The sequence below is a fragment of the Micromonospora zingiberis genome (assembly GCF_004331455.1).
Taxonomy (GTDB): domain Bacteria; phylum Actinomycetota; class Actinomycetes; order Mycobacteriales; family Micromonosporaceae; genus Micromonospora; species Micromonospora zingiberis.
Window position 1 is genome coordinate 111,298 of the sequence record NZ_SJJR01000010.1, and the last position, 20,272, is coordinate 131,569.

17 protein-coding genes are annotated in these 20,272 nt (G+C 72.5%); 14 read left to right on the forward strand and 3 right to left on the reverse strand.

The window, feature by feature from the left end:
• Positions 1-521: 521 nt before the first annotated feature.
• Positions 522-1,871: an MATE family efflux transporter gene (locus E0H26_RS16515; protein ID WP_131304537.1), complete on the forward strand. Its 1,350-nt coding sequence runs from the start codon at positions 522-524 to the stop codon at positions 1,869-1,871.
• Here E0H26_RS16515 and E0H26_RS16520 read toward each other — a convergent pair whose 3' ends face one another.
• Complete coding sequence (locus E0H26_RS16520) at positions 1,872-2,192, reverse strand: hypothetical protein (RefSeq protein ID WP_131304538.1); 321 nt, start codon at positions 2,190-2,192, stop codon at positions 1,872-1,874.
• Positions 2,193-2,337: 145 nt separating this feature from the next.
• Here E0H26_RS16520 and truB point away from each other — a divergent pair, with 145 nt between their 5' ends.
• From truB to dapB, 6 genes are all read left to right on the forward strand, one after another.
• Positions 2,338-3,222, forward strand: a complete 885-nt coding sequence (truB, locus tag E0H26_RS16525) for a tRNA pseudouridine(55) synthase TruB (protein WP_131304539.1) — start codon at positions 2,338-2,340, stop codon at positions 3,220-3,222.
• 68 nt (positions 3,223-3,290) lie between these two features.
• Entirely contained in the window at positions 3,291-4,220 is a 930-nt protein-coding gene (locus E0H26_RS16530; RefSeq protein WP_131304540.1) for a bifunctional riboflavin kinase/FAD synthetase, read from the forward strand.
• A 174-nt stretch (positions 4,221-4,394) separates the two neighbouring features.
• Positions 4,395-4,664 (forward strand): 30S ribosomal protein S15, encoded by a 270-nt coding sequence (gene rpsO / locus E0H26_RS16535; protein WP_111243763.1) that lies wholly within the window; start codon positions 4,395-4,397, stop codon positions 4,662-4,664.
• Between the two features lie 224 nt (positions 4,665-4,888).
• Positions 4,889-7,255, forward strand: a complete 2,367-nt coding sequence (locus E0H26_RS16540) for a polyribonucleotide nucleotidyltransferase (RefSeq protein ID WP_131304541.1) — start codon at positions 4,889-4,891, stop codon at positions 7,253-7,255.
• A 178-nt stretch (positions 7,256-7,433) separates the two neighbouring features.
• Complete coding sequence (locus E0H26_RS16545) at positions 7,434-8,768, forward strand: M16 family metallopeptidase (RefSeq protein ID WP_131304673.1); 1,335 nt, start codon at positions 7,434-7,436, stop codon at positions 8,766-8,768.
• Between the two features lie 122 nt (positions 8,769-8,890).
• Entirely contained in the window at positions 8,891-9,664 is a 774-nt protein-coding gene (gene dapB, locus E0H26_RS16550; RefSeq protein WP_131304542.1) for a 4-hydroxy-tetrahydrodipicolinate reductase, read from the forward strand.
• Between the two features lie 141 nt (positions 9,665-9,805).
• On the opposite strand, the gene E0H26_RS16555 is transcribed toward dapB, so the two are convergent.
• Positions 9,806-10,387: a GNAT family N-acetyltransferase gene (locus E0H26_RS16555; RefSeq protein ID WP_131304543.1), complete on the reverse strand. Its 582-nt coding sequence runs from the start codon at positions 10,385-10,387 to the stop codon at positions 9,806-9,808.
• Positions 10,388-10,422: 35 nt separating this feature from the next.
• Here E0H26_RS16555 and E0H26_RS16560 point away from each other — a divergent pair, with 35 nt between their 5' ends.
• Positions 10,423-11,709: a glycosyltransferase family 87 protein gene (locus tag E0H26_RS16560; RefSeq protein WP_131304544.1), complete on the forward strand. Its 1,287-nt coding sequence runs from the start codon at positions 10,423-10,425 to the stop codon at positions 11,707-11,709.
• Here E0H26_RS16560 and E0H26_RS16565 read toward each other — a convergent pair.
• On the reverse strand, positions 11,608-12,159 hold the full coding sequence (locus E0H26_RS16565; protein WP_131304545.1) for a GNAT family N-acetyltransferase: 552 nt from the start codon (positions 12,157-12,159) through the stop codon (positions 11,608-11,610). The genes E0H26_RS16560 and E0H26_RS16565 overlap by 102 nt on opposite strands.
• A 79-nt stretch (positions 12,160-12,238) precedes the next feature.
• Here E0H26_RS16565 and E0H26_RS16570 point away from each other — a divergent pair, with 79 nt between their 5' ends.
• From E0H26_RS16570 to E0H26_RS16595, 6 genes are all read left to right on the forward strand, one after another.
• The gene (locus E0H26_RS16570; RefSeq protein WP_131304546.1) at positions 12,239-13,468 is read left to right on the forward strand and encodes a winged helix-turn-helix domain-containing protein; all 1,230 of its coding nucleotides are present in this window, start codon (positions 12,239-12,241) and stop codon (positions 13,466-13,468) included.
• 457 nt (positions 13,469-13,925) lie between these two features.
• Positions 13,926-14,474 (forward strand): DUF2752 domain-containing protein, encoded by a 549-nt coding sequence (locus E0H26_RS16575; protein WP_240742229.1) that lies wholly within the window; start codon positions 13,926-13,928, stop codon positions 14,472-14,474.
• 943 nt (positions 14,475-15,417) lie between these two features.
• Positions 15,418-16,161: an FAD-dependent thymidylate synthase gene (gene thyX, locus E0H26_RS16580; protein ID WP_131304677.1), complete on the forward strand. Its 744-nt coding sequence runs from the start codon at positions 15,418-15,420 to the stop codon at positions 16,159-16,161.
• A gap of 80 nt (positions 16,162-16,241) precedes the next feature.
• The gene (gene dapA, locus E0H26_RS16585) at positions 16,242-17,168 is read left to right on the forward strand and encodes a 4-hydroxy-tetrahydrodipicolinate synthase (protein ID WP_131304547.1); all 927 of its coding nucleotides are present in this window, start codon (positions 16,242-16,244) and stop codon (positions 17,166-17,168) included.
• A gap of 52 nt (positions 17,169-17,220) precedes the next feature.
• The gene (locus E0H26_RS16590; RefSeq protein WP_131304548.1) at positions 17,221-18,912 is read left to right on the forward strand and encodes a ribonuclease J; all 1,692 of its coding nucleotides are present in this window, start codon (positions 17,221-17,223) and stop codon (positions 18,910-18,912) included.
• A 70-nt stretch (positions 18,913-18,982) separates the two neighbouring features.
• A complete protein-coding gene (locus tag E0H26_RS16595) occupies positions 18,983-20,167 on the forward strand; it encodes a S1 family peptidase (RefSeq protein ID WP_131304549.1) in 1,185 nt (394 codons plus the stop codon).
• Positions 20,168-20,272: the final 105 nt, after the last annotated feature.

The following is a 20,272-nucleotide window of genomic DNA, read 5'->3' on the forward strand; positions in this document are numbered from 1 at the left end:
CACCGCGCAACATGTGGACCTGAACGATAACTTGGGTATCGGCCGGCGCCGCCTTGGCGCAGGTCAGGACGGCGGAGCCATACCCTGAGCCGCTTTCCTCCAGGGTCGACCGACCCGGGCCGTACGGTGTCCATCCACTGTTCCGGTGACCCCGGAGTGGCGGGCCGGACGCCTTCGTAACACCGCCCGTGATGCGCCGCCGCGCTCGGCGGTGCGCGCCCTGGAAGGGGTCCACCATGCCCGCCAAGCCCAAGCCGGAGACCACTGACGAGGCCCGTGAGCAGGCCCGTCGTGCCCTGCAGACCTCCATGGACACCCGTCAGTGACCGTACCCGACCGGCGGTGACGCCGAGCCGCCTCGTGCGTACGGCGTCGCCGCCCGGCAAGCCACCCACTTTGCTCGACCGGTCCGCGCCGCCGGATCGTCCGCTGCCCGCCGGCGAGCCCGGCGCAACCCGCGCGGACGGTAAGTAGCGCTACCGCCTTGCCTCCTTACTCATCGCGTGCCACGATCAGCGGCGATGAACCAGCCCACCGTGCCCGTCGACCGGGTCGCCTCGCCGCGCCGGATCGCCGCGCTCGCCCTGCCGGCCCTCGTGGTGCTCGCCGCCGAGCCGCTCTACGTCCTGGTTGACACCGCTGTCGTCGGGCACCTGGGCCGGGTGCCGTTGGCCGCGGTCGCCGTCGGTGGCACGGTGATGACCCTCACCGCCTGGGTGGGCACCGTCGTCGCGTACGGCACGACCGGGCGCGCGGCCCGCCGCTACGGTGCCGGAGACCGGGCCGCCGCGGTGGCCGAGGGAGTCCAGTCCTCGTGGCTCGCCTTCGGCCTGGGGATGCTGGTCGTCGTCGGCATGCAGGTCGGCGGCCCGGCGCTGACCGGTGCCCTGGCCGGCGGTGGCGAAGTCGGCACCGCCGCTGGGGAGTGGCTGCGCATCGCCGCGTTCGGCGCACCCGGCCTGCTGCTCGCCGCCGCCGGGAACGGCTGGCTGCGCGGCGTGCAGGACACCCGCCGGCCCCTGCTGTTCGTGGTCGGCCCCAACCTGCTCTCCGCGGTGCTCTGTCCGGTGCTGGTCTACCCGGTGGGGATGGGCCTGAACGGCAGCGCGGTAGCGAACGTGATCGCCCAGACCCTCTCCGGCGTACTCTTCGTCGCGGCACTGGTGTCCGAGCGGGTGTCACTGCGTCCGCATCCCCGGATCATCGGCCAGCAACTCGTGCTCAGCCGTGACCTGCTGATCCGTGGCCTGGCCTTCCAGGCCAGCTTCCTGTCCGCGACGGCGGTCGCCGCCCGCTTCGGCGCCGCCGCGGTCGGCGCCCACCAGATCGCGATACAGCTCTGGTTCTTCGCGGCGCTCGTGCTCGACGCGCTGGCCATCGCCGCGCAGGCGCTGGTCGGGGCCGCGCTCGGCGCCGGCGACGCCGCGGCGGCCCGCGCGTTGGCGCAGCGGATCGGTCGGTTCGGCGCGGTCTGCGGCGTGGCGTTCGCCGTGCTCGCGGCGGCCGGCACGGGCGTCGTACCGACCTGGTTCAGCTCTGATACGTCGGTGCACGAGCAGGCGCTGGTGGCCTGGCCCTGGTTCGTCGCCATGCTGCCGCTGGCCGGGGTGGTGTTCGCGCTCGACGGCGTGCTGATCGGTGCCGGCGACATTCGCTATCTGCGGAATCTCACCGTGGCCGGTGCGTTGGGCGGATTCCTCCCGGCGATCTGGCTCTCGCACGCCTTCGGCCTCGGCCTCGGTGGCATCTGGGCCGGCCTGCTGCTGTTCACCGTGATCCGGCTGATCGGGCTGCTGCTGCGCCTGGGTGGCGGCGCCTGGGCGGTGACCGGCGCGGTCCGCACCGAGCGCCACGCCGGTAGCGCCGCCTGATCACGCCTGGCTGTAGAGGGCGTAGATGAGCATCACCAGGACCATCACCACGACCCAGGAGACGACGATGGCGACGAACTTGAAGCTGTTCGGATACCGCTGGTAGAGCCGGTCCCGGTCCTGCCAGGCCCACCAGCGGCGGCGGACCCGCGCCGCGCCGGGCAGCGCGGCGACCGCCTCGGCGACCCGAACGCCCAGGGTGCGCCTCGGTGGCGGCGGGTCGAGCATCCAGTCGGGCAACGTGGTCGGCTGCCGGGGCGTACGCAGGCGCGGCGGCTCTTCGCTTGTCGGCCTGCCGGCGGGTGTGCCGTCGCTGGTCATCTCGGTCTCCCCGTGGTCTGCGGCGCCAGCTCGACCGACGCCGATGCGCCCATCGTGGCAGTGCGGCTCCACGTCGTAAATCCGGTTTCGGCGGGCGGTCGTCCGCTGCCGGGGGCGCCGAGCCGATCTGGCAGGCTTGCACGTCGTGAGCACAGACGGTCTGATCGTGGTGGACAAGCCGGGCGGCATGACGTCGCACGACGTGGTGGCCCGGATCCGCCGGTTCGCGCGGACCCGCCGGGTGGGGCACGGGGGCACCCTCGATCCGATGGCCACCGGCGTGCTGGTGATCGGGGTGGGGCGGGCGACCCGCCTGCTGACGTACGTGATCGGCGCGGACAAGTGCTATGCCGCCACCATCCGGCTCGGGCAGTCCACCGTCACCGACGACGCGGAAGGCGACGTGATCGCCACCACGCCGGCCGGCGGGCTGACCGACGAGGCGATCCGAGCCGCCCTGGGCGCGCTGACCGGGGAGATCGACCAGGTGCCGAGCGCGGTGAGCGCCATCAAGATCGACGGGCAGCGGGCGTACAAGCGGGTCCGCGACGGCGAGAGCGTCGACCTGCCGGCCCGGCGGGTCACCGTGTCCCGGCTGGACGTGCTGGCGATCCGGCGTGACCAGCCCGACGTGGTGGATGTCGACGTCGAGGTGGCCTGCTCGACCGGCACGTACATCCGGGCCATCGCCCGGGACGCGGGCCTGGCGCTGCGGGTCGGTGGCCACCTCACCGCGTTGCGACGTACCGCGGTGGGCGGGTTCGCGCTGGCCGAGTCCGCCACTCTCGACGAACTGGAGCGGCGGGCACCGGACGTGGTCGATCTGCCGCTGGCGGTCGCGGCCGGCCGGTTCTTCGCCCGTCGGGACGCCACCGCGAACGAGGCCAAGGTGCTCTCCCACGGCGGACCGCTCGACGCGGTCGGCCTCGCCGGGCCGTACGCGGTCTTCGATCCGGCCGGCGGGTTGATCGCTATCGTCAGCGAGCGGGCCGGCCGGGCCCGCGCGGAGATCGTGCTCGCCCCGGCCTGACCGGGACCGCCGACCTGGCCGATGGCCGGGCCGGACAGCGGCAGAACCGGCGACAGGAGAGGAACAGCATGCAGCGGTGGCGGGGGTACGACGCGGCGCCGGGAGGCTGGGGGCGGTCGGTCGTCACCATCGGCGTCTTCGACGGCGTGCACAAGGGCCATCAGGCCACCATCGGGCACGCCGTGGCCCGCGCCCGTGAACTGGGCGTGCAGTCGGTCGTGGTCACCTTCGACCCGCATCCGGCGGAGGTGGTCCGGCCGGGTTCCCATCCGGCGGTGCTCACCGAGCCGGCGCGCAAAGCGGAGTTGATCGAGGCGCTCGGCGTCGACGTGCTCTGTGTGGTGCCGTTCACCCCCGAGTTCTCCCGGCTGCCCGCCGAGGCGTTCGTCCACGACGTGCTGGTCGAACACCTGCACGCCGCGTTGGTGGTGGTGGGGGACAACTTCCGGTTCGGGCACCGGGCGGCCGGGGACGTGGCACTGCTGGAGCGGCTCGGTCGTACGTTCGGCTTCGCCGTCGAGGGCGCCCCGCTGGTCGCCGAGGACGGCACGGTCTTCTCCTCGACGTACATCCGCTCGTGCGTGGATGCCGGCGACGTGACCGCGGCGACCGCCGCGCTGGGGCGCCCGCACCGGCTGGAGGGCGTGGTGGTCCGGGGCGACCAGCGCGGCCGTGAGCTGGGCTTTCCCACCGCCAACCTGCTCTGCCACCGGTACGCCGCGATTCCCGCCGACGGCATCTACGCCGCCTGGCTGGTCCGCCGGGGCCTGCGGCAGCCGCTGGCGGCGGCCGTGTCGATCGGTACGAACCCGACCTTCTCCGGCCGGGAGCGCCGGGTCGAGGCGTACGTGTTGGACTTCGACGGCGACCTGTACGGTGAGCGGCTCGCCCTGGACTTCGTGGCGCACCTGCGGGGGCAGGTCCGGTTCGACGCGATCGAGCCGCTGGTCGCCCAGATCGCCCAGGATGTCGAGCGGACCCGCCGGGCGCTGGCCTGAGGGGCCTCATCCGGGCGATCGGGACGAGGTGCTGGTAGGCTGGCGGGGACGTCGGCTGACCGACGTGTGTCCTCGCATGTCTGCTCGACGCCGCGGATGCGAGGACGACTCCGGCAGCGGTGCCCATCCTGGCCCCCACGGACAGCATCGACAACCCACTGGAACAGGGAGAACATGGCGCTCGACCAGCAGTCCAAGGCCAAGATCCGCGAGGAGTACGCGACCGTCGAGGGCGACACCGGTTCGCCCGAGGTGCAGGTCGCGGTCCTCACCAAGCGGATCGCCGACCTCACCGAGCACCTGAAGGTGCACAAGCACGACCACCACAGCCGCCGTGGGCTGCTGCTGCTGGTCGGCCGCCGCCGTCGGCTGCTCAACTACGTGCAGAAGAAGGACATCAACCGCTACCGGTCGCTCATCGAGCGGCTCGGCCTGCGCCGGTGACGTGAGACGGGGGAGTGGCCACCTGGCTGCTCCCCCGTCGCCGTCCCACCTCGAGACACGGGCCGCGAGCACCCAGACAGGGGAGCCGTCGGCGTACCGGTCTCCGGTAGTGGCCTCCGGGCACCTCCGGCATCTCGCCGGTGGTCCCGGGCGCTTCGATCGAAGACCGGCCGTCGGTACAGCTCCCGCTCGTGGCCCCCGATGCGAAGGAGCATTGCCGCACCATGACCGAGACCAAACTCGGCACCGAATCCCGTACCGCCGTGATCGACAACGGGTCCTTCGGCACCCGTGAGATCACCTTCTCCACCGGCCGGCTGGCCCGCCAGGCCGCCGGCTCCGTCATCGCCCAGCTGGGCGAGACGGTCGTCCTCTCCGCCACCACCGCCGGCAAGCAGCCGAAGGAGCAGTTCGACTTCTTCCCGCTGACCGTGGACGTGGAGGAGCGGATGTACGCCGCGGGCCGCATCCCCGGCTCGTTCTTCCGCCGTGAGGGTCGCCCCAGCGAGGACGCCATCCTCACCTGCCGCCTGATCGACCGGCCGCTGCGCCCGTCGTTCGTCAAGGGCCTGCGCAACGAGGTCCAGGTCGTCGAGACCATCCTCGCGCTCGACCCGCAGCACCCGTACGACGTGGTGGCGATCAACGCCGCCTCGATGTCGACCAAGCTGTCCGGCCTGCCGTTCTCCGGCCCGATCGGGGCCACCCGGATGGCCCACGTCGACGGCCAGTGGGTTGCCTTCCCGACCTACGAGGAGCTGAGCCGGGCCACCTTCGACATGGTCGTGGCCGGCCGCGCCCTGCCGGACGGCGACGTCGCGATCATGATGGTCGAGGCGGAAGCCACCGACCACACCGTGGGCCTGGTGGCCGCCGGTGCGGCGGCGCCGACCGAGGAGGTCGTGGCCAGCGGCCTGGAGGCCGCCAAGCCGGCCATCCGCGAGCTGTGCCGGGCGCAGAGCGAGCTGGCCGACGTGGCCGCGAAGCCGGTCGCCGAGTTCCCGGTCTTCCTGGACTACCAGGACGACGCGTACGACGCGGTCGCCGAGTTCGCCCGCGCCGACGTCGCCGAGGCCCTGCAGATCGCCGGCAAGGCGGACCGCGAGGAGGCCCTGGACGCGATCAAGGCCCGCCTGCTGGCGGAGGTCGCCCCGCGCTTCGAGGGCCGGGAGAAGGAACTCTCCGCCGCCTTCCGCTCGCTGACCAAGTCCGAGGTGCGCAGCCGGGTGCTGCGCGAGCAGGTCCGCATCGACGGCCGTGGCCCGCGCGACATCCGCCCGCTGAGCGCCGAGGTCGGCGTCCTGCCCCGGGTGCACGGCTCGGCGCTGTTCGAGCGCGGCGAGACCCAGATCCTCGGCGTCACCACGCTCAACATGCTGCGCATGGAGCAGGCGCTGGACACCCTCTCCCCGGAGAAGTCCAAGCGCTACATGCACAACTACAACTTCCCGCCGTACTCGACCGGTGAGACCGGCCGGGTCGGCTCGCCGAAGCGCCGCGAGATCGGCCACGGTGCCCTCGCGGAGCGGGCACTGATCCCGGTGCTGCCCTCGCGGGAGGAGTTCCCGTACGCCATCCGGCAGGTCTCCGAGGCGCTCGGCTCCAACGGCTCCACCTCGATGGGCTCGGTCTGCGCCTCGACGCTGGGCCTGCTCTCCGCCGGTGTGCCGCTGAAGGCGCCGGTGGCCGGCATCGCCATGGGCCTCATCTCCGACGAGGTCGACGGCAAGACGCAGTACGTCACGCTGACCGACATCCTCGGTGCCGAGGACGCCTTCGGTGACATGGACTTCAAGGTCGCCGGCACCCGGGACTTCGTCACCGCGTTGCAGCTCGACACCAAGCTCGACGGCATCCCGTCCGACGTGCTGGCCGCCGCGCTCCAGCAGGCCCACGAGGCCCGGCAGACCATCCTCGACGTGATGCAGCGGGCGATCGAGGCCCCGGCCGAGATGTCCGACTACGCGCCGCGGGTCACCACGGTGAAGATCCCGGTCGACAAGATCGGCATGGTGATCGGCCCGAAGGGCCAGACCATCAACGCCATCCAGGACGAGACCGGCGCCGAGATCTCCATCGAGGACGACGGCACCATCTACGTCGGCGCCACCAACGGCCCGTCGGCGCAGGCGGCGGTCGAGCGGATCAACGCGATCGCCAACCCGACCCTGCCCAAGATGGGCGACCGCTTCCTCGGCACGGTGGTCAAGACCGCGCCGTTCGGCGCGTTCGTCTCGCTGCTGCCCGGCCGCGACGGTCTGCTGCACATCTCCAAGGTGGGCGACGGCAAGCGGGTCGAGAAGGTCGAGGACTTCCTCAACGTCGGCGACAAGGTCGAGGTCGAGATCGCCGACATCGACCAGCGCGGCAAGATCTACCTGGACAAGGTCCGCCCGGAGGGCGCCGAGGCACCGGCTGCCGCCGAGGAGGGCGGGGACCGGCCGGCCGGCCGTGACCGGGGTGACCGTGCCCCGCGTGACCGGGGTGACCGGGAGCGTGGCGGTGACCGGGGCGGCCGTGGCCCGGAGCGGGGCGAGGGCGGCGACGGTGGCGGGGACTCCCGGCCGCGTCGGCGCACCCGGCACAGCTGATCTCCGACAGCACTGATCCACTGACCGGCCGGGCGACGACGTCGCCCGGCCGGTTCGTCACCAACCACCCTCGTCGTACTGGAAGCAGGTTGCCGTGAGTCGCACCCGGCGCTCGTCCTTCTCCGCAACTCGCCCGGGAGCGACGCCGCCGGGCACCGGCCGGCACGCCGCCGGCACCATCCGGGCGGCCGGCGGGTCGGTCCGGGCGGTGACCCGGACGTTGAGCGAGGACCCGTTGGGCGGTACGGTGCGCCGCACCGTGCTGCCCAGCGGGCTGCGCGTACTGACCGAGGCGATCCCGGCGATGCGCAGCGTCTCGTTCGGCATCTGGGTGGCGGTCGGCTCCCGCGACGAGACCGGACCGCAGGCCGGTGCCGCGCACTTCCTGGAACACCTGCTGTTCAAGGGCACCCGGAAGCGGGGCGCGCTGGAGATCTCCTCGTCCATCGAGGCGGTCGGCGGGGAGACCAACGCCTTCACCACGAAGGAGTACACCTGCTACTACGCGCGGGTGCTGGACGAGGACCTGCCGCTGGCCATCGACGTGATGTGTGACCTGGTCGCCGACTCGGTGCTGGAACCGGCCGACGTGGAGACCGAACGGAACGTGATCCTCGAAGAGATCGCCATGCACGACGACGAGCCCGGTGACGAGGTGCACGACCTCTTCGCCCGGGCCGTCTACGGTGACCACCCGCTGGGCCGGCTGATCTCCGGCACCGCGGACACCGTCACGCCGATGACCCGCCGCCAGATCCAGACCTTCTACCGGCGCCGGTACGTCGCGCCGCAGATCGTCATCGCCGCCGCCGGCAACCTCGACCACACCGCCGTGGTCCGGCTGGTCCGGCAGGCGTTGCGGGGCACGCCGCTGGACACCGACCCGGCGCCGTCCGCGCCGTTCCGGCCGGCCACCCCGGCGGTACGCACCCGGGCCGCCGACACCGTGGTGGAGGCGAAGGAGACCGAGCAGGCGCACGTCGTGCTCGGCTGCCCGGGCATCGACCGGCTCGACGAGCGTCGCTTCGCGCTCGGCGTACTGAACAACGTGCTCGGCGGTGGCATGTCCAGCCGGCTGTTCCAGGAGATCCGCGAGCAGCGAGGGCTGGCCTACTCGGTCTACTCCTACGCCAGCCAGTACGCCGACAGTGGCCTGTTCGGCGTCTACGCCGGCTGTGCCCCGGGGCGGGTCGACGAGGTCCTGGAGTTGACCCGCGCCGAGTTGGCGCGTACCGCCGAACACGGCATCACCGAGGCCGAACTCGCCCGGGGCAAGGGGATGAGCAAGGGCGCGTTCGTGCTCGGGCTGGAGGACACCGGCTCACGGATGAGCCGGCTGGCCAAGGGTGAACTCCTCTACGGCGACCTGATGCCGGTCAACGAACTGCTCGACCGGGTCGACGCGGTCACCCTGGACGACGTGAACACCCTCGCCGCCGACCTGCTCGCCCGCCCGATGTCCCTGGCCGTGGTCGGGCCGTTCGCCGCCTCCGACTTCACCGCGCGCGGCTAGACCGACACCGTTCCGGCGGAATGGGGTGGTCCATCCCCATCGGATACCGCCACTGCGCCGGAACGGAGTCGATCACCCGCCTCTCCCATCGTCGGGTAGCCGATTGGGATAGGTTGTGCCGCGTGACTGACGAGCAGGAGAAGGGCGCGGGCGGGCCGATCCGGGTCGCCGTACTGGGTGCCCGTGGCCGGATGGGCGCCGAGGTGTGCAGGGCCGTCGACGGCGCCACCGACATGAAGCTGGTGGCGGCGGTGGACCAGGGCGACGCGCTGGCCGCCGTCGCGGACGCCGGTGCCGAGGTGGTCGTCGACTTCACCACCCCGGATGTCGTCATGGACAACCTGCGCTGGTGCGTCGAGCAGGGCATCCACGCGGTGGTCGGCACCACCGGCTTCACCGAGCAGCGGCTCGACCAGGTGCGCGACTGGCTGGCCGGCAAGCCGGGCCTCGGTGCGGTGATCGCCCCGAACTTCGGCATCGGCGCGGTGCTGATGATGCAGTTCGCCGCCCGCGCCGCCCGGCACTTCGAGTCGGTGGAGATCATCGAGCAGCACCACCCGCGCAAGCTCGACGCGCCCAGCGGCACCGCCAGCCACACCGCCCGCCTGATCGCGGCGGCCCGCGCCGAGGCCGGACTCGGCCCGGTGCCGGACGCCACCACGGACGAGGTGGCGGGTGCCCGGGGCGCCGACATCGACGGCGTACGGGTGCACGCGGTGCGGGCCACCGGGCTGGTCGCTCACCAGGAGGTGCTCTTCGGCACCACCGGTGAGACGCTGACCATCCGGCACGACTCGTACGACCGGGTGTCGTTCATGCCCGGCGTGCTGGTCGCCGTCCGCGCGGTCCGCGACCGCCCCGGCCTCACCCTCGGCCTGGACCCGCTCCTCGACTGAGCGGGCCCCCGACGCGCCGACAGGCCGGACCTCCAGCCGAGCCCGGCCCTGACCTGTTCGGCCCTGACCTGTTCGGCCCTGACCTGTTCGGCCCTGACCTGTTCGGCCCTGGCCCGGTCGGAACCGGCCCGCACGCCTCGGTCAGGTCGCCTCGGGCGGCTCGGTGGGGAGCGCGACATGCAGGCGGAGCTGGGGGACCAGCATGTCGTCCACGTCCAGTGCGCGGCCGGCGCCGTCGGGTTCCCAACCGGCGGCGGTGAGGAACTTGCGGGACGCCTCGTCGCCCTCGAAGACCCAGGCCAGGGCGCGGGTGAAGCCGGACTCCCGCCACAGGTCGACGCTGGCGGCGAGCAGCCGGCTGCCGTGGCCCCGCCGACCCCACCGTGGCTCCACCAGCAGGTCGGTCACCGCGACCACGTCCGGGCCGAGGGCCCCGGCCGGCTCGTTCGGGGCCAACGCCTCGGCATCGACCGGACCGGAGGCGGCGAAACCCACCAGATACGATTGCTCGGCCTGCTCGACGGCGACCAGCACCCGATGGGTGTCGCCGGGCGGCTGGCGCACCGCAGCGTCCCAGCGTTGGGCGAGCCACGCCTCGTCGAGGTCGGCCAGCACCTGCCGGGGCAGCAGCCGCCGGTAGGCGACCCGCCAGGTGGCGAGCTGGATGCGTGCGATCTCGCCGGCGTCCTCCGGACGCGCCGGGCGGACAAACCCGAGAGCCATGGGACGACAGCCTACGCAGGGCGAGGGAGGCGACGGTGGCGCAGGGTGCCAGGCGGACGGTCGGGCAGATCGTCGTCGTGGTCGTGCTCGCCGTCGCGGTGGCCGCCTTCCTGTCCGTGGCGGCGGCCCGGCACGGCTTCTTCGACCTACAGGTCTACCGGGGCGCGCTGGTCTGGTGGGCGCGCGACGGCGGGGAACTCTACGACTACCTGCGCCCGAACACGCAGTACGGTTTCACCTACCCGCCGTTTGCCGCGCTGGTGATGCTGCCGATGGCGTACCTGCCCTGGCACGCGGCGATCGTGGTGAGCGTGGCCGCCGGTGTGGTGACCGGCGCGGTGTTGATCTGGTGGCTGCTCGACCCGGTGGCCCGGCGGGCCGGCTGGACCCGCTGGTTCGCCTTCGCGGTGGCGCTCTGCCTCGCCGCCGCGTTCGAGCCGATGCGCGAGACCATCAACTTCGGCCAGGTCAACACCCTGCTGCTGTTCCTGGTCGCGGTGGACCTGCTGCGGCTGCTGCCGCGTGGCAGCCGGTGGGCCGGAGTCGGCATCGGGCTGGCCACCGCGATCAAACTCACCCCGGGCATCTTCCTCGTCTACCTGCTGGTCACCGGCCGGGTGCGGGCGGCCGTGACCGCGGTCGGCGCCGCGACCGGGGCGACGGTGCTCGCCGCCGCGCTGTTCCCGGACGCCTCCCGCGAGTTCTGGACCACCGCGCTGTGGAACACCGGCCGGGTCGGTGAGCTGGCCTTCGTCTCCAACCAGTCGCTGCGTGGCGTGGTGGCCCGACTCGACCCGACCAGCCCCAGCACGCTGGCCTGGCTGGCGTTGGCGGCCGCGACGGTGGCGCTGTGGGTGTGGCGTTCCCGCGTCGCCGCGTCCGCCGGGGACTCCGCCGCCGGCCTGGCCCTGACCGGCGCGGTGATGTGCCTGGTCAGCCCGGTCACCTGGGTGCACCATCTGGTCTGGCTGCTGCCGGGCCTGCTGTTGCTGGTCGACCACGGCATGGCGGCGCCGTCGCGCAGCCGCCGGCGCGGTGTGCTGCTGGGCGCCGCAACCGTCGGGTACGGCTTGCTGATCAGCCGGATCGTCTGGGCCTGGGAGCGGGACTTCACCGGGTTGGACGGCTTCCTGTTCAGCAACACCTACGTGTGGATCAGCCTGGCGCTGCTGGCGTTCCTGCCGGTGCGCCGGCCCGCCGTGGCCGAGATGCCGCCCGGCTCAGTCGTCGAGCCGGCCGGTGTAGCGCAGCTCGACCAGACCGAGCGGCGTACGCCCGCCGGACAGCGGCACCTGATAGGTCGACCGCTCACCGTCCGGTGACAGCCCGGCCCGCTGGTAGAACCGGCGGGCCCGGTGGTTGTCCGCCAGCACCCAGACCCGGTACTCCGTCCAGCCCCGGTCGAGCAGCCCGGCGCGGGCCGCCCCGAACAGGGCCCGCGCGGTGCCGTCACCCCAGTGCTCCGGCGCCACGTACATCGCCACCACCTCGCCGTACGCCGGGTCGAGGTCGCCCCGGTCCTGGTTGTTGCGGTACGGGCCGAAGGTGGTGAACCCGGCGGGCACGCCGTCGGTCTCGGCGAGCAGGGTGGTGAAGGGGTGTTCCGGGTCGGCGGTGCCGAGATCGCGGCGGCGCTGCGCCCAGGCGATCGGGTTGAGCAGGGCCAGCACCTCATCGGGCATGATCCCGGCGTACCCGGCCCGCCACCCGCTCACGTGCACGCGGGCGATCGCCTCGGCGTCGGCGGGCTCCTCCCGGCGGATGGTCGGCATGGTTGCCGTTCTACGCGGCCGGGGGCGACAGGTCCAGCTTCGCGCATCGGTGTCGTACGGCTGACGTAGCCTGCCTGCGATGGTCGCACCGGAATCGCTCTCGCTCGCCCAGGCCCGGCGGATCGCGCTGGCCGCCCAGGGCTTCGCCGACCCCGCGCCCACCGGCGCGCCCACCCGCCGGCACCTGCGCCGGGTGCTCGACCGGGTCGGCCTGATCCAGATGGATTCGGTGAACGTGCTGCAACGGGCGCACTACCTGCCGCTCTACAGCCGGATCGGGCCCTACCCGAGCACGCTGCTCGACTCGGCCGCCTACCGCCACCCCCGTGACCTGTTCGAATACTGGGGCCACGAGGCGTCGCTGGTGCCGGTCGGGCTGCATCCGGCGCTGCGCTGGCGGATGGCCCGGGCGCACTCCGACGCCTGGGGCGGCATGCGTCGGATCGCCCTGGAGCAGCCGCAGCTGGTGTCCTGGGTCCGCGACGAGGTGGCCGCCCGGGGGCCGCTGACCGTGGCCGAGATCGAGCACGACGCGCCCCGAGAGACCGGCAACTGGGGGTGGAACTGGTCGGACGTGAAGCGGGCGCTGGAATACCTGTTCTGGGCCGGTGAGGTCTGCGCGGCCCAGCGCACCACCTCGTTCGCCCGCCGCTACGACCTGCCCGAACGGGTGCTGCCGGCCGAGGTGCTCGCCGCGCCGACGCCGACCGAAGCCGAGGCGTACCGCACCCTGGTCGGCATCGCCGCGCGGTCGCTCGGGGTGGCTGCGGAGCCGGAGCTGCGCGACTACTTCCGGCTGCCGGTGGCCGGCGCCCGGCAGGCCATCGCGGAGCTGGTCGAGGCGGGGGAGCTGCGACCGGTCGCGGTGCAGGGTTGGCGGCAGCCGGCCTGGTTGCACGCCCAGGCCCGGCTGCCCCGTTGGGTACGCGGAAACACGCTGGTCAGCCCGTTCGACCCGCTCGTCTGGGAACGCGCCCGCACCGAGCGGCTCTTCGACTTCAGCTACCGCATCGAGATCTACGTCCCGGCGCCACAACGGGTCTACGGCTACTACGTGCTGCCGTTCCGGCAGGGTGAACGCTTCACCGCCCGGGTCGACCTCAAGGCCGATCGCAAGGCCGGGGTGCTGCTGGTGCCGGCCGCCTGGGTCGAGCCCGGCGCCGACCCGGGTGAGACCGCCGTGGCGCTCGCCGCCGAGCTGTACCGGTTGGCCGGCTGGCTCGGTCTGGACGCCGTGGCGCCACCGGCCGCCGGCGACCTCGCCGCCCCGCTGGCCGCCGCCCTGGTGGGCGTGGCCGGTGTACGGTGACCTCGTGACGAGCGTCGACCGGCCGGCTGCCCAGCCACACCCCCCGTCCGGGGAGCCAACCTCCGCCTCCGCGTCGAACGAGGCCGCCCCGCCCGCCGCCGAACCGGTAGGTGCCGCCCCGGCGGGGACCGTGCCGAGGGCTGCCGGCCCAGGCGTTGTCGGGCCGGCGGGGGCCTTGCTGGGTGGTGTCGAGGTGCTCGGTGGTGGGCCGGTGGAGGTCGCGCCGGGCAGTGTCGGGTCAGGCGTTGTCGGGCCGGCGGGGGCCTTGCTGGGCGGTGTCGAGGTGCTGGGTGGTGGGCCGGTGGAGGTCGCGCCGGGCGGTGTCGGGCAAGGCGGTGTCGGGCCGGCGGGTGCCTTGCCGGGTGGGCCGGCGGGTGTCGCGCCCGGCGGTGTCGAGGTGCACGCTGGCGGGTCGGCGGGGACCGTGCCGGGGGCTGTCGGCCCAGGCGCTGTCGGGCTGGCGGGGGTTGTGCCGGGTGGTGTCGGGCCGGACGGATGGCCGGCGGGTTACCAGGGGGCTTATCCGGCGGGCTACCCGGGCGGTTATCCGGTGGCCGAGTCCGATCGGCTCACCCGGTTCGTGACGCGGCTCTACGCCCGTACGCCGCGCTGGATGGTGCCGCTGGCTGCGGTCGGCTGCGTCGCCGCCGGCATCGGCTACACCCTGCTCAGTGACCCCACCCGGTCCGCGCCGGACGCCCTGCCGTCCTGCCTGCTCAAGTTGACCACCGGGCTGGACTGCCCGGGCTGCGGCGGCACCCGTGCTCTCTGGTACGTGCTGCACGCCGACCTGCCGGCGGCCGCCCGGCATCACTTCCTGTTCGTCTTCGCCCTGCCGTTCCTGGCGTACTTCTTCGTCGCCTGGGCCGGCAAGCAGGCGTTCGGCTGGCGGCTGCCGGAGCTACGCGTCGGCCCGAAACTGATCGGCGGCTTCCTGGCCGCCTGGCTGGCCTTCTCCGTAATCCGCAACCTCCCCTGGCCCCCCTTCACCGCCCTCTACGTCTGACCCCGCCGCCACGCCTGATCCCGCCCATACCCCCCCGCAGTCAGGTCCCCGGGCGCGCCCCGCCCTACCGACCTGATAGCGCGACCGGCTCACCCCAGCGCCGCCCTCAACCCGCCGCTGCCTCAACCACCGGCGTTCCGTCCAGGGCAGATCAACGCTCGCGAGCAACTTCAGGGATTTTGCTGCCTCCGCGTGCACTGAAACAGCAACATCCCTGAAGTTGCTCGCGGTCTCCGGCGTTGCTCGCGGTCTCCGGCGTTGCTCGCGGTCTCCGGCGTTGCTCGCGGTCTCCGGCGTTGCTCGCGGTCTCCGGGGTTGCTCGCGGTCTCCGGCGTTGCTCGCGGTCTCCGGGGTTGCTCGCGGTCTCCGGCGTTGCTCGCGGTCTCCGGCGTTGCTCGCGGTCTCCGGGGTTGGTTGTGGGGGTGGCCGGGGGCTAGGTTCTGTCTCGCGGATCTTGGTGCGAAACGGCCCCCATGGGGGCCGTTTCGCACCAAGATCCGCGGCTAGGATCGGCGGTGTCGATCAGGGGGCCGACCAGCGATGGTGGACCGCGCTGCGGACGAGCAACGCAGCCAGGTCGAACGCGGCTTCAACGGCGCAAGCACCGGCGCGACCAGGCGGCCAGGTACGACATGCTCGGTGCAGCAGGGACCGACGGAGGTGGACCGGCTCTGCGGCGCCAGTGGACCACGTCCACCAGCGGCTTCCCGCCGTCGTCGTCCGTCAGCGGCTTCCCGCCGTCGTCGTCCATCAGCGGCTTCCCTCTGTCGTCGGCGGCATCCTACTTCCCGCCTTGCTTGACTCGTCGAGCTTCGATCGGGCTACCCGCCGTCCTCGACCCTCAAGATCCGCGAGACAGGACCTAGGCGTGATGGGGTTGGCAGGGGGGCGAGCCGGGTTTGGGTCGGCAGGGGATCCCCACTACAGTCGCGGCATGCCGGAGATGGTGCAGCCCCAGGTCAAGTTGATCGCGTGGACCCACTTCGACCCGCCGCAGGACGTGCCGTGGTCGACTGACGCCGACGGGGGGCAGGCGCTCGCGGAGTTCGCCGGACGGGCCTGCTACCAGAGTTGGCAGAAGCCGAATCCGGCCACCGCGACGAACGCCGGTTACCTGGCGCACATCCTGGAGGTCGGTCACCTCTCCGTGCTGGAGCACGGTTCGGTGAGTTTCTACTTCACCGGGGTGTCCCGCTCGTTCACCCACGAGCTGATCCGGCACCGGCACTTCTCGTACTCCCAGCTGTCCCAGCGGTACGTGCCGGAGCGGGACGCGGCGATGGTCGAGCCGAGGGCGATCGCCGAGGACCCGGAGCTGCACAAGCGGTTCGTGGAGGCGGCCGAGGCGAGTGTGCGGGCGTACAACGAGTTGCTGGAGGGCCTGGAGAAGCACTTCGCCGACGAGCCCAACCCGACGCTACGGCGCAAGCAGGCCCGGCAGGCGGCCCGCGCGGTGCTGCCGAACGCCACCGAGACCCGGATCGTGGTGACCGGCAACTACCGGGCGTGGCGGCACTTCATCGGGATGCGCGCCACCGAGCACGCCGACGTGGAGATCCGCGAGCTGGCAGTGGAGTGCCTGCGGCAGTTGCAGCGCGTCGCGCCGAACGTTTTCGCCGACTTTGTCATCTCCGCCCTGCCCGACGGCACCGAGGTCGCGGCGAGTCCGCTCGCCGAGCTGTCCTGAGCAGGCGCGAGGCTGCCCGCCCAGGGGGCATGCGACCCTTCCCCGGCAGCCCTCCACCCGCTGTCCGCTAGGTTGTCACCATGACGCACGACCACGTTGACGCCCCGGCTCGGGCGGCATCCCGCCCCTTCGGCCGGGTGATCACGGCCATGGTGACCCCGTTCACCGCCGAGGGCGCGCTCGACCTGGACGGCGCCGCGCGGCTGGCGGACCATCTCGTCGCGGAGCAGGGCAACGACGCGCTGGTGGTCAACGGCACCACCGGCGAGTCGCCGACCACCACCGACGCGGAGAAGGAACACCTGATCCGGGCCGTGGTGGAGGCCGTGGGGGACCGGGCGCGGGTGGTGGCGGGGGTCGGCACCAACGACACCCGGCACACCATCGAGCTGTCCGCCGCGGCGGAGAAGGCCGGCGCGCACGGGCTGCTGGTGGTCACCCCGTACTACAACAAGCCGCCGCAGGCCGGGCTGTTGCGTCACTTCACCGCGGTGGCCGACGCGACCGGGCTGCCGGTGATGCTCTACGACATCCCGCACCGCTCCGGTGTGCCGATCGACACCGAGACGCTGGTCCGGCTCGCCGAGCACGGGCGCATCGTCGCGGTGAAGGACGCCAAGGGCGACCTGACCGCCACCAGCTGGGTGACCAGCCGTACGGAACTGGCGTACTACAGTGGTGAGGACTCCCTCACGCTGCCCGCGCTGTCCGTCGGCTCGGTCGGTGTGGTCGGCACCTCGACGCACTTCACCGGTGCGGAGACCAAGCAGATGATCGAGGCATACGACGCGGGGGACATGTCCACCGCGTTGGCCCTGCACCGTCGGCTGCTCCCGCTGTTCACGGGGATCTTCCGTACTCAGGGCACGATCCTGGTCAAGGCGGGCCTGACCGCGCGCGGCCTACCGGCCGGGCCGGTCCGGTCGCCGCTGGTGGACGCCACCGAGGACCAGGTGGCTCAGCTGCGCGCCGACTGCGCGGCAGCGGGCCTACCACTTCCCGAATGATCAAACGAACGGACGGACGCCGGGTGACGGCGTCGCAGAATGAGGTGAACGCGTGACCGAGGCGCACAACGAGGAGGCCCAACTTCCCCCGCCGCTGCCGGAGGGCGGACTGCGGATCATCCCGCTCGGTGGGCTCGGCGCCATCGGTCGGAACATGACCGTCTTCGAGTACGACGGGAAGCTGCTGGTCGTCGACTGCGGGGTGCTCTTCCCGGACGTGGAGCAGCCCGGTGTCGACCTGATCCTGCCCGACTTCGGGCCCATCCTTGACCGGCTCGACGACATCCAGGCGATCGTGCTGACTCACGGCCACGAGGACCACATCGGCGCGGTGCCCTACCTGCTCGCCCACAAGCCCGACATCCCGCTGGTCGGCTCGCAGTTCACCCTCGCGCTGGTCGAGGCGAAGCTGGCGGAGCGACGGATCCAGCCGTACACGCTGACCGTGCGCGAGGGGGGTCGGGAACGGCTCGGCCCGTTCGAGTGTGAGTTCTTCGCCGTCAACCACTCCATTCCGGACGCGCTCGCGGTGGCCATCCGCACCCCGGCCGGGCTGGTGCTGCACACCGGTGACTTCAAGATGGACCAGCTTCCACTGGACGGCCGGATCACCGACCTGGCCGGCTTCGCGCGTCTCGGCGCCGAGGGTGTGGACCTGCTGCTGTCGGACTCCACCAACGCGGAGATCCCCGGCTTCGTCACCCCGGAGCGGGAGATCGGTCCGGTCCTCGACTCGATCTTCGCGAAGGCGCGGGGGCGGATCATCGTCGCCTCGTTCGCCTCGCATGTGCACCGGGTCCAGCAGGTCTTCGACTCGGCGCTGGAGCACGGCCGCAAGGTCGCCCTCATCGGCCGGTCCATGGTGCGCAACATGGGCATCGCCCGCGACCTGGGCCTGCTCAACATCCCGGCGGGCCTGGTCGTCGGCCTGGACGAGGCGACCTCGATGCCGCCGGAGCAGATCGTGCTGATGTCCACCGGCTCGCAGGGGGAGCCGATGAGCGCCCTGGGCCGGATGGCCAGCGGCGACCACCGGCACATCACCATCGCCCCCGGCGACACGGTGGTGCTGGCCTCCTCGCTGGTGCCCGGCAACGAGACCTCGGTCTACCGGGTGATCAACCGGCTGGCGCGCGCCGGTGCGGTGGTGGTGCACAAGGACGTGGCCAAGGTGCACGTCTCCGGGCACGCCCCCGCCGGTGAGCTGCTCTACCTGCTCAACGTCGTACGGCCGAGCAACCTGATGCCGGTGCACGGCGAGTGGCGGCACCTGCGGGCGCACGCTCGGCTCGGTATCGAATCCGGGGTGGCGGCCGACCGGGTGGTGCTCTGCGAGGACGGCGACGTGGTCGACCTGGTCGAAGGGCGGGCCAGTCTGGTCGGGCACGTCAAGAGCCGGTACGTCTACGTGGACGGGCTGGCCGTCGGCGACGTCAGCGAGTCGCTACTCACCGAGCGGCGGATCCTCGGTGACGGCGGGTTCATCGCCGCCACCGTCGTGGTCGACTCGGTCACCGGCAAGGTGGTCGCCGGTCCCACCGTGTCGGCCAAGGGTTTCTCCGAGGACCAGGCGGCCTTCAACGCGGTCATCCCGTTGGTGACCGAGGCGCTCAACCGGGCCGCGGCGGACGGGATCACCGATCCGCACCAACTCCAGCAGATCGTCCGCCGGACCGTGGGCCGCTGGGTCAACGATGCCTACCGGCGCCGGCCGATGATCGTGCCCACCGTCGTCGAGGTCTGAACCGTTCGGACGTTTTGCCCGTACTCCGACCCGGCAGGCGTGCCCGCGCCGGCCGGGAGGAGCGTGGCGGATGGACCGCAGGAAATTGACAGCCATTGGTGTCGTGGTGGCGGCGGTGGGTGCGGCGGCGGCAATCACCCTGCCGTCGTTCGCCGGTGACGGTGGGGCGCCGCGCAGCGCGCCGACCGGTCAGGCGGTGGAGGGCGCCGACCCGGAGGTGGTCGAGGCGATGCGCCGGGACCTGGGGCTGGACCAGTCCCAGGTGGCCGCTCGGCTGAAGACCGAACGCTGGGCGACCGGCGTGGTCGACCAGCTCCGGTCCGAGCTCGGCGCGGACTACGGCGGCAGTTGGCTCAGCGCCGACGGCAGCCAGCTCAACGTGGCGGTCGCGGACGCGGCCGAGGCGGCCCGGGTCCGGGCCACCGGGGCGGTACCGAAGGTGGTCGAGCGTGGGGTCGGGCAGCTCGACACGCTCAAGACCAGGATGGACCGGACTGCCGCACGGGCCGAGAACGTCTCCGGCTGGTACGTCGACGTGGCCTCGAACAGCGTCGTGGTGCTCGCCGCGCCGGGCGCCGAGGCGGCCGGTTGGCGCTTCGTCGCCCGTGCCGGGGTGCCGCGCCAGGCGGTCCGGATGGCCACCGAGGAGCAGCCGCGACTCTTCGCCGACGTACGTGGCGGTGAGCCCTTCTTCGTCGGCAGTGGACGCTGTTCGGTGGGCTTCGCGGTGGTCGGCGGCTACGTCACCGCCGGACACTGTGGCCGGGTCGGTGACCGTACCTCCGGCCCGGACGGTGAGTTGCAGGGCGTCTTCCGGGCCTCGTCCTTCCCCGGCGACGACTGGGCCTTCGTGCAGGTGAACAGCAACACCAGGGTGCTGCCGGAGGTGACCGACTTCCGGGGCGGCATCGCCCGGGTCGCCGGCTCCCAGGAGGTGCCCGCCGGCTCGTCGATCTGCCGGTCCGGCTCCACCACCGGGGTCCGCTGCGGCACCGTGCAGGCGCGCAACGCCACCGTGCGCTACCCGGAAGGGCTGGTCAGCGGGCTGGTCCGGACCAACGTGTGCGCCGAGCCGGGTGACTCCGGCGGCTCGTGGATCTCCGGCAACCAGGCCCAGGGCGTCACCTCCGGTGGCTCCGGTGACTGCGTACGTGGTGGCACCACGTTCTACCAGCCGGTCAACGAGATCCTGCAACGCAACAACCTGACCCTGATCACCACGCAGAACTTCCGCGCCCTGAGCGGCCAGCGCTGATCGGCCGGGCCCGGCAGGCTTCGCGCCCGCCGGGCCCACCGCCCAGCATCCCGGCCACCGCCCAGCATCCCGGCCATCGCTCGGCGGCCGAGTGCGCTCGCGAAG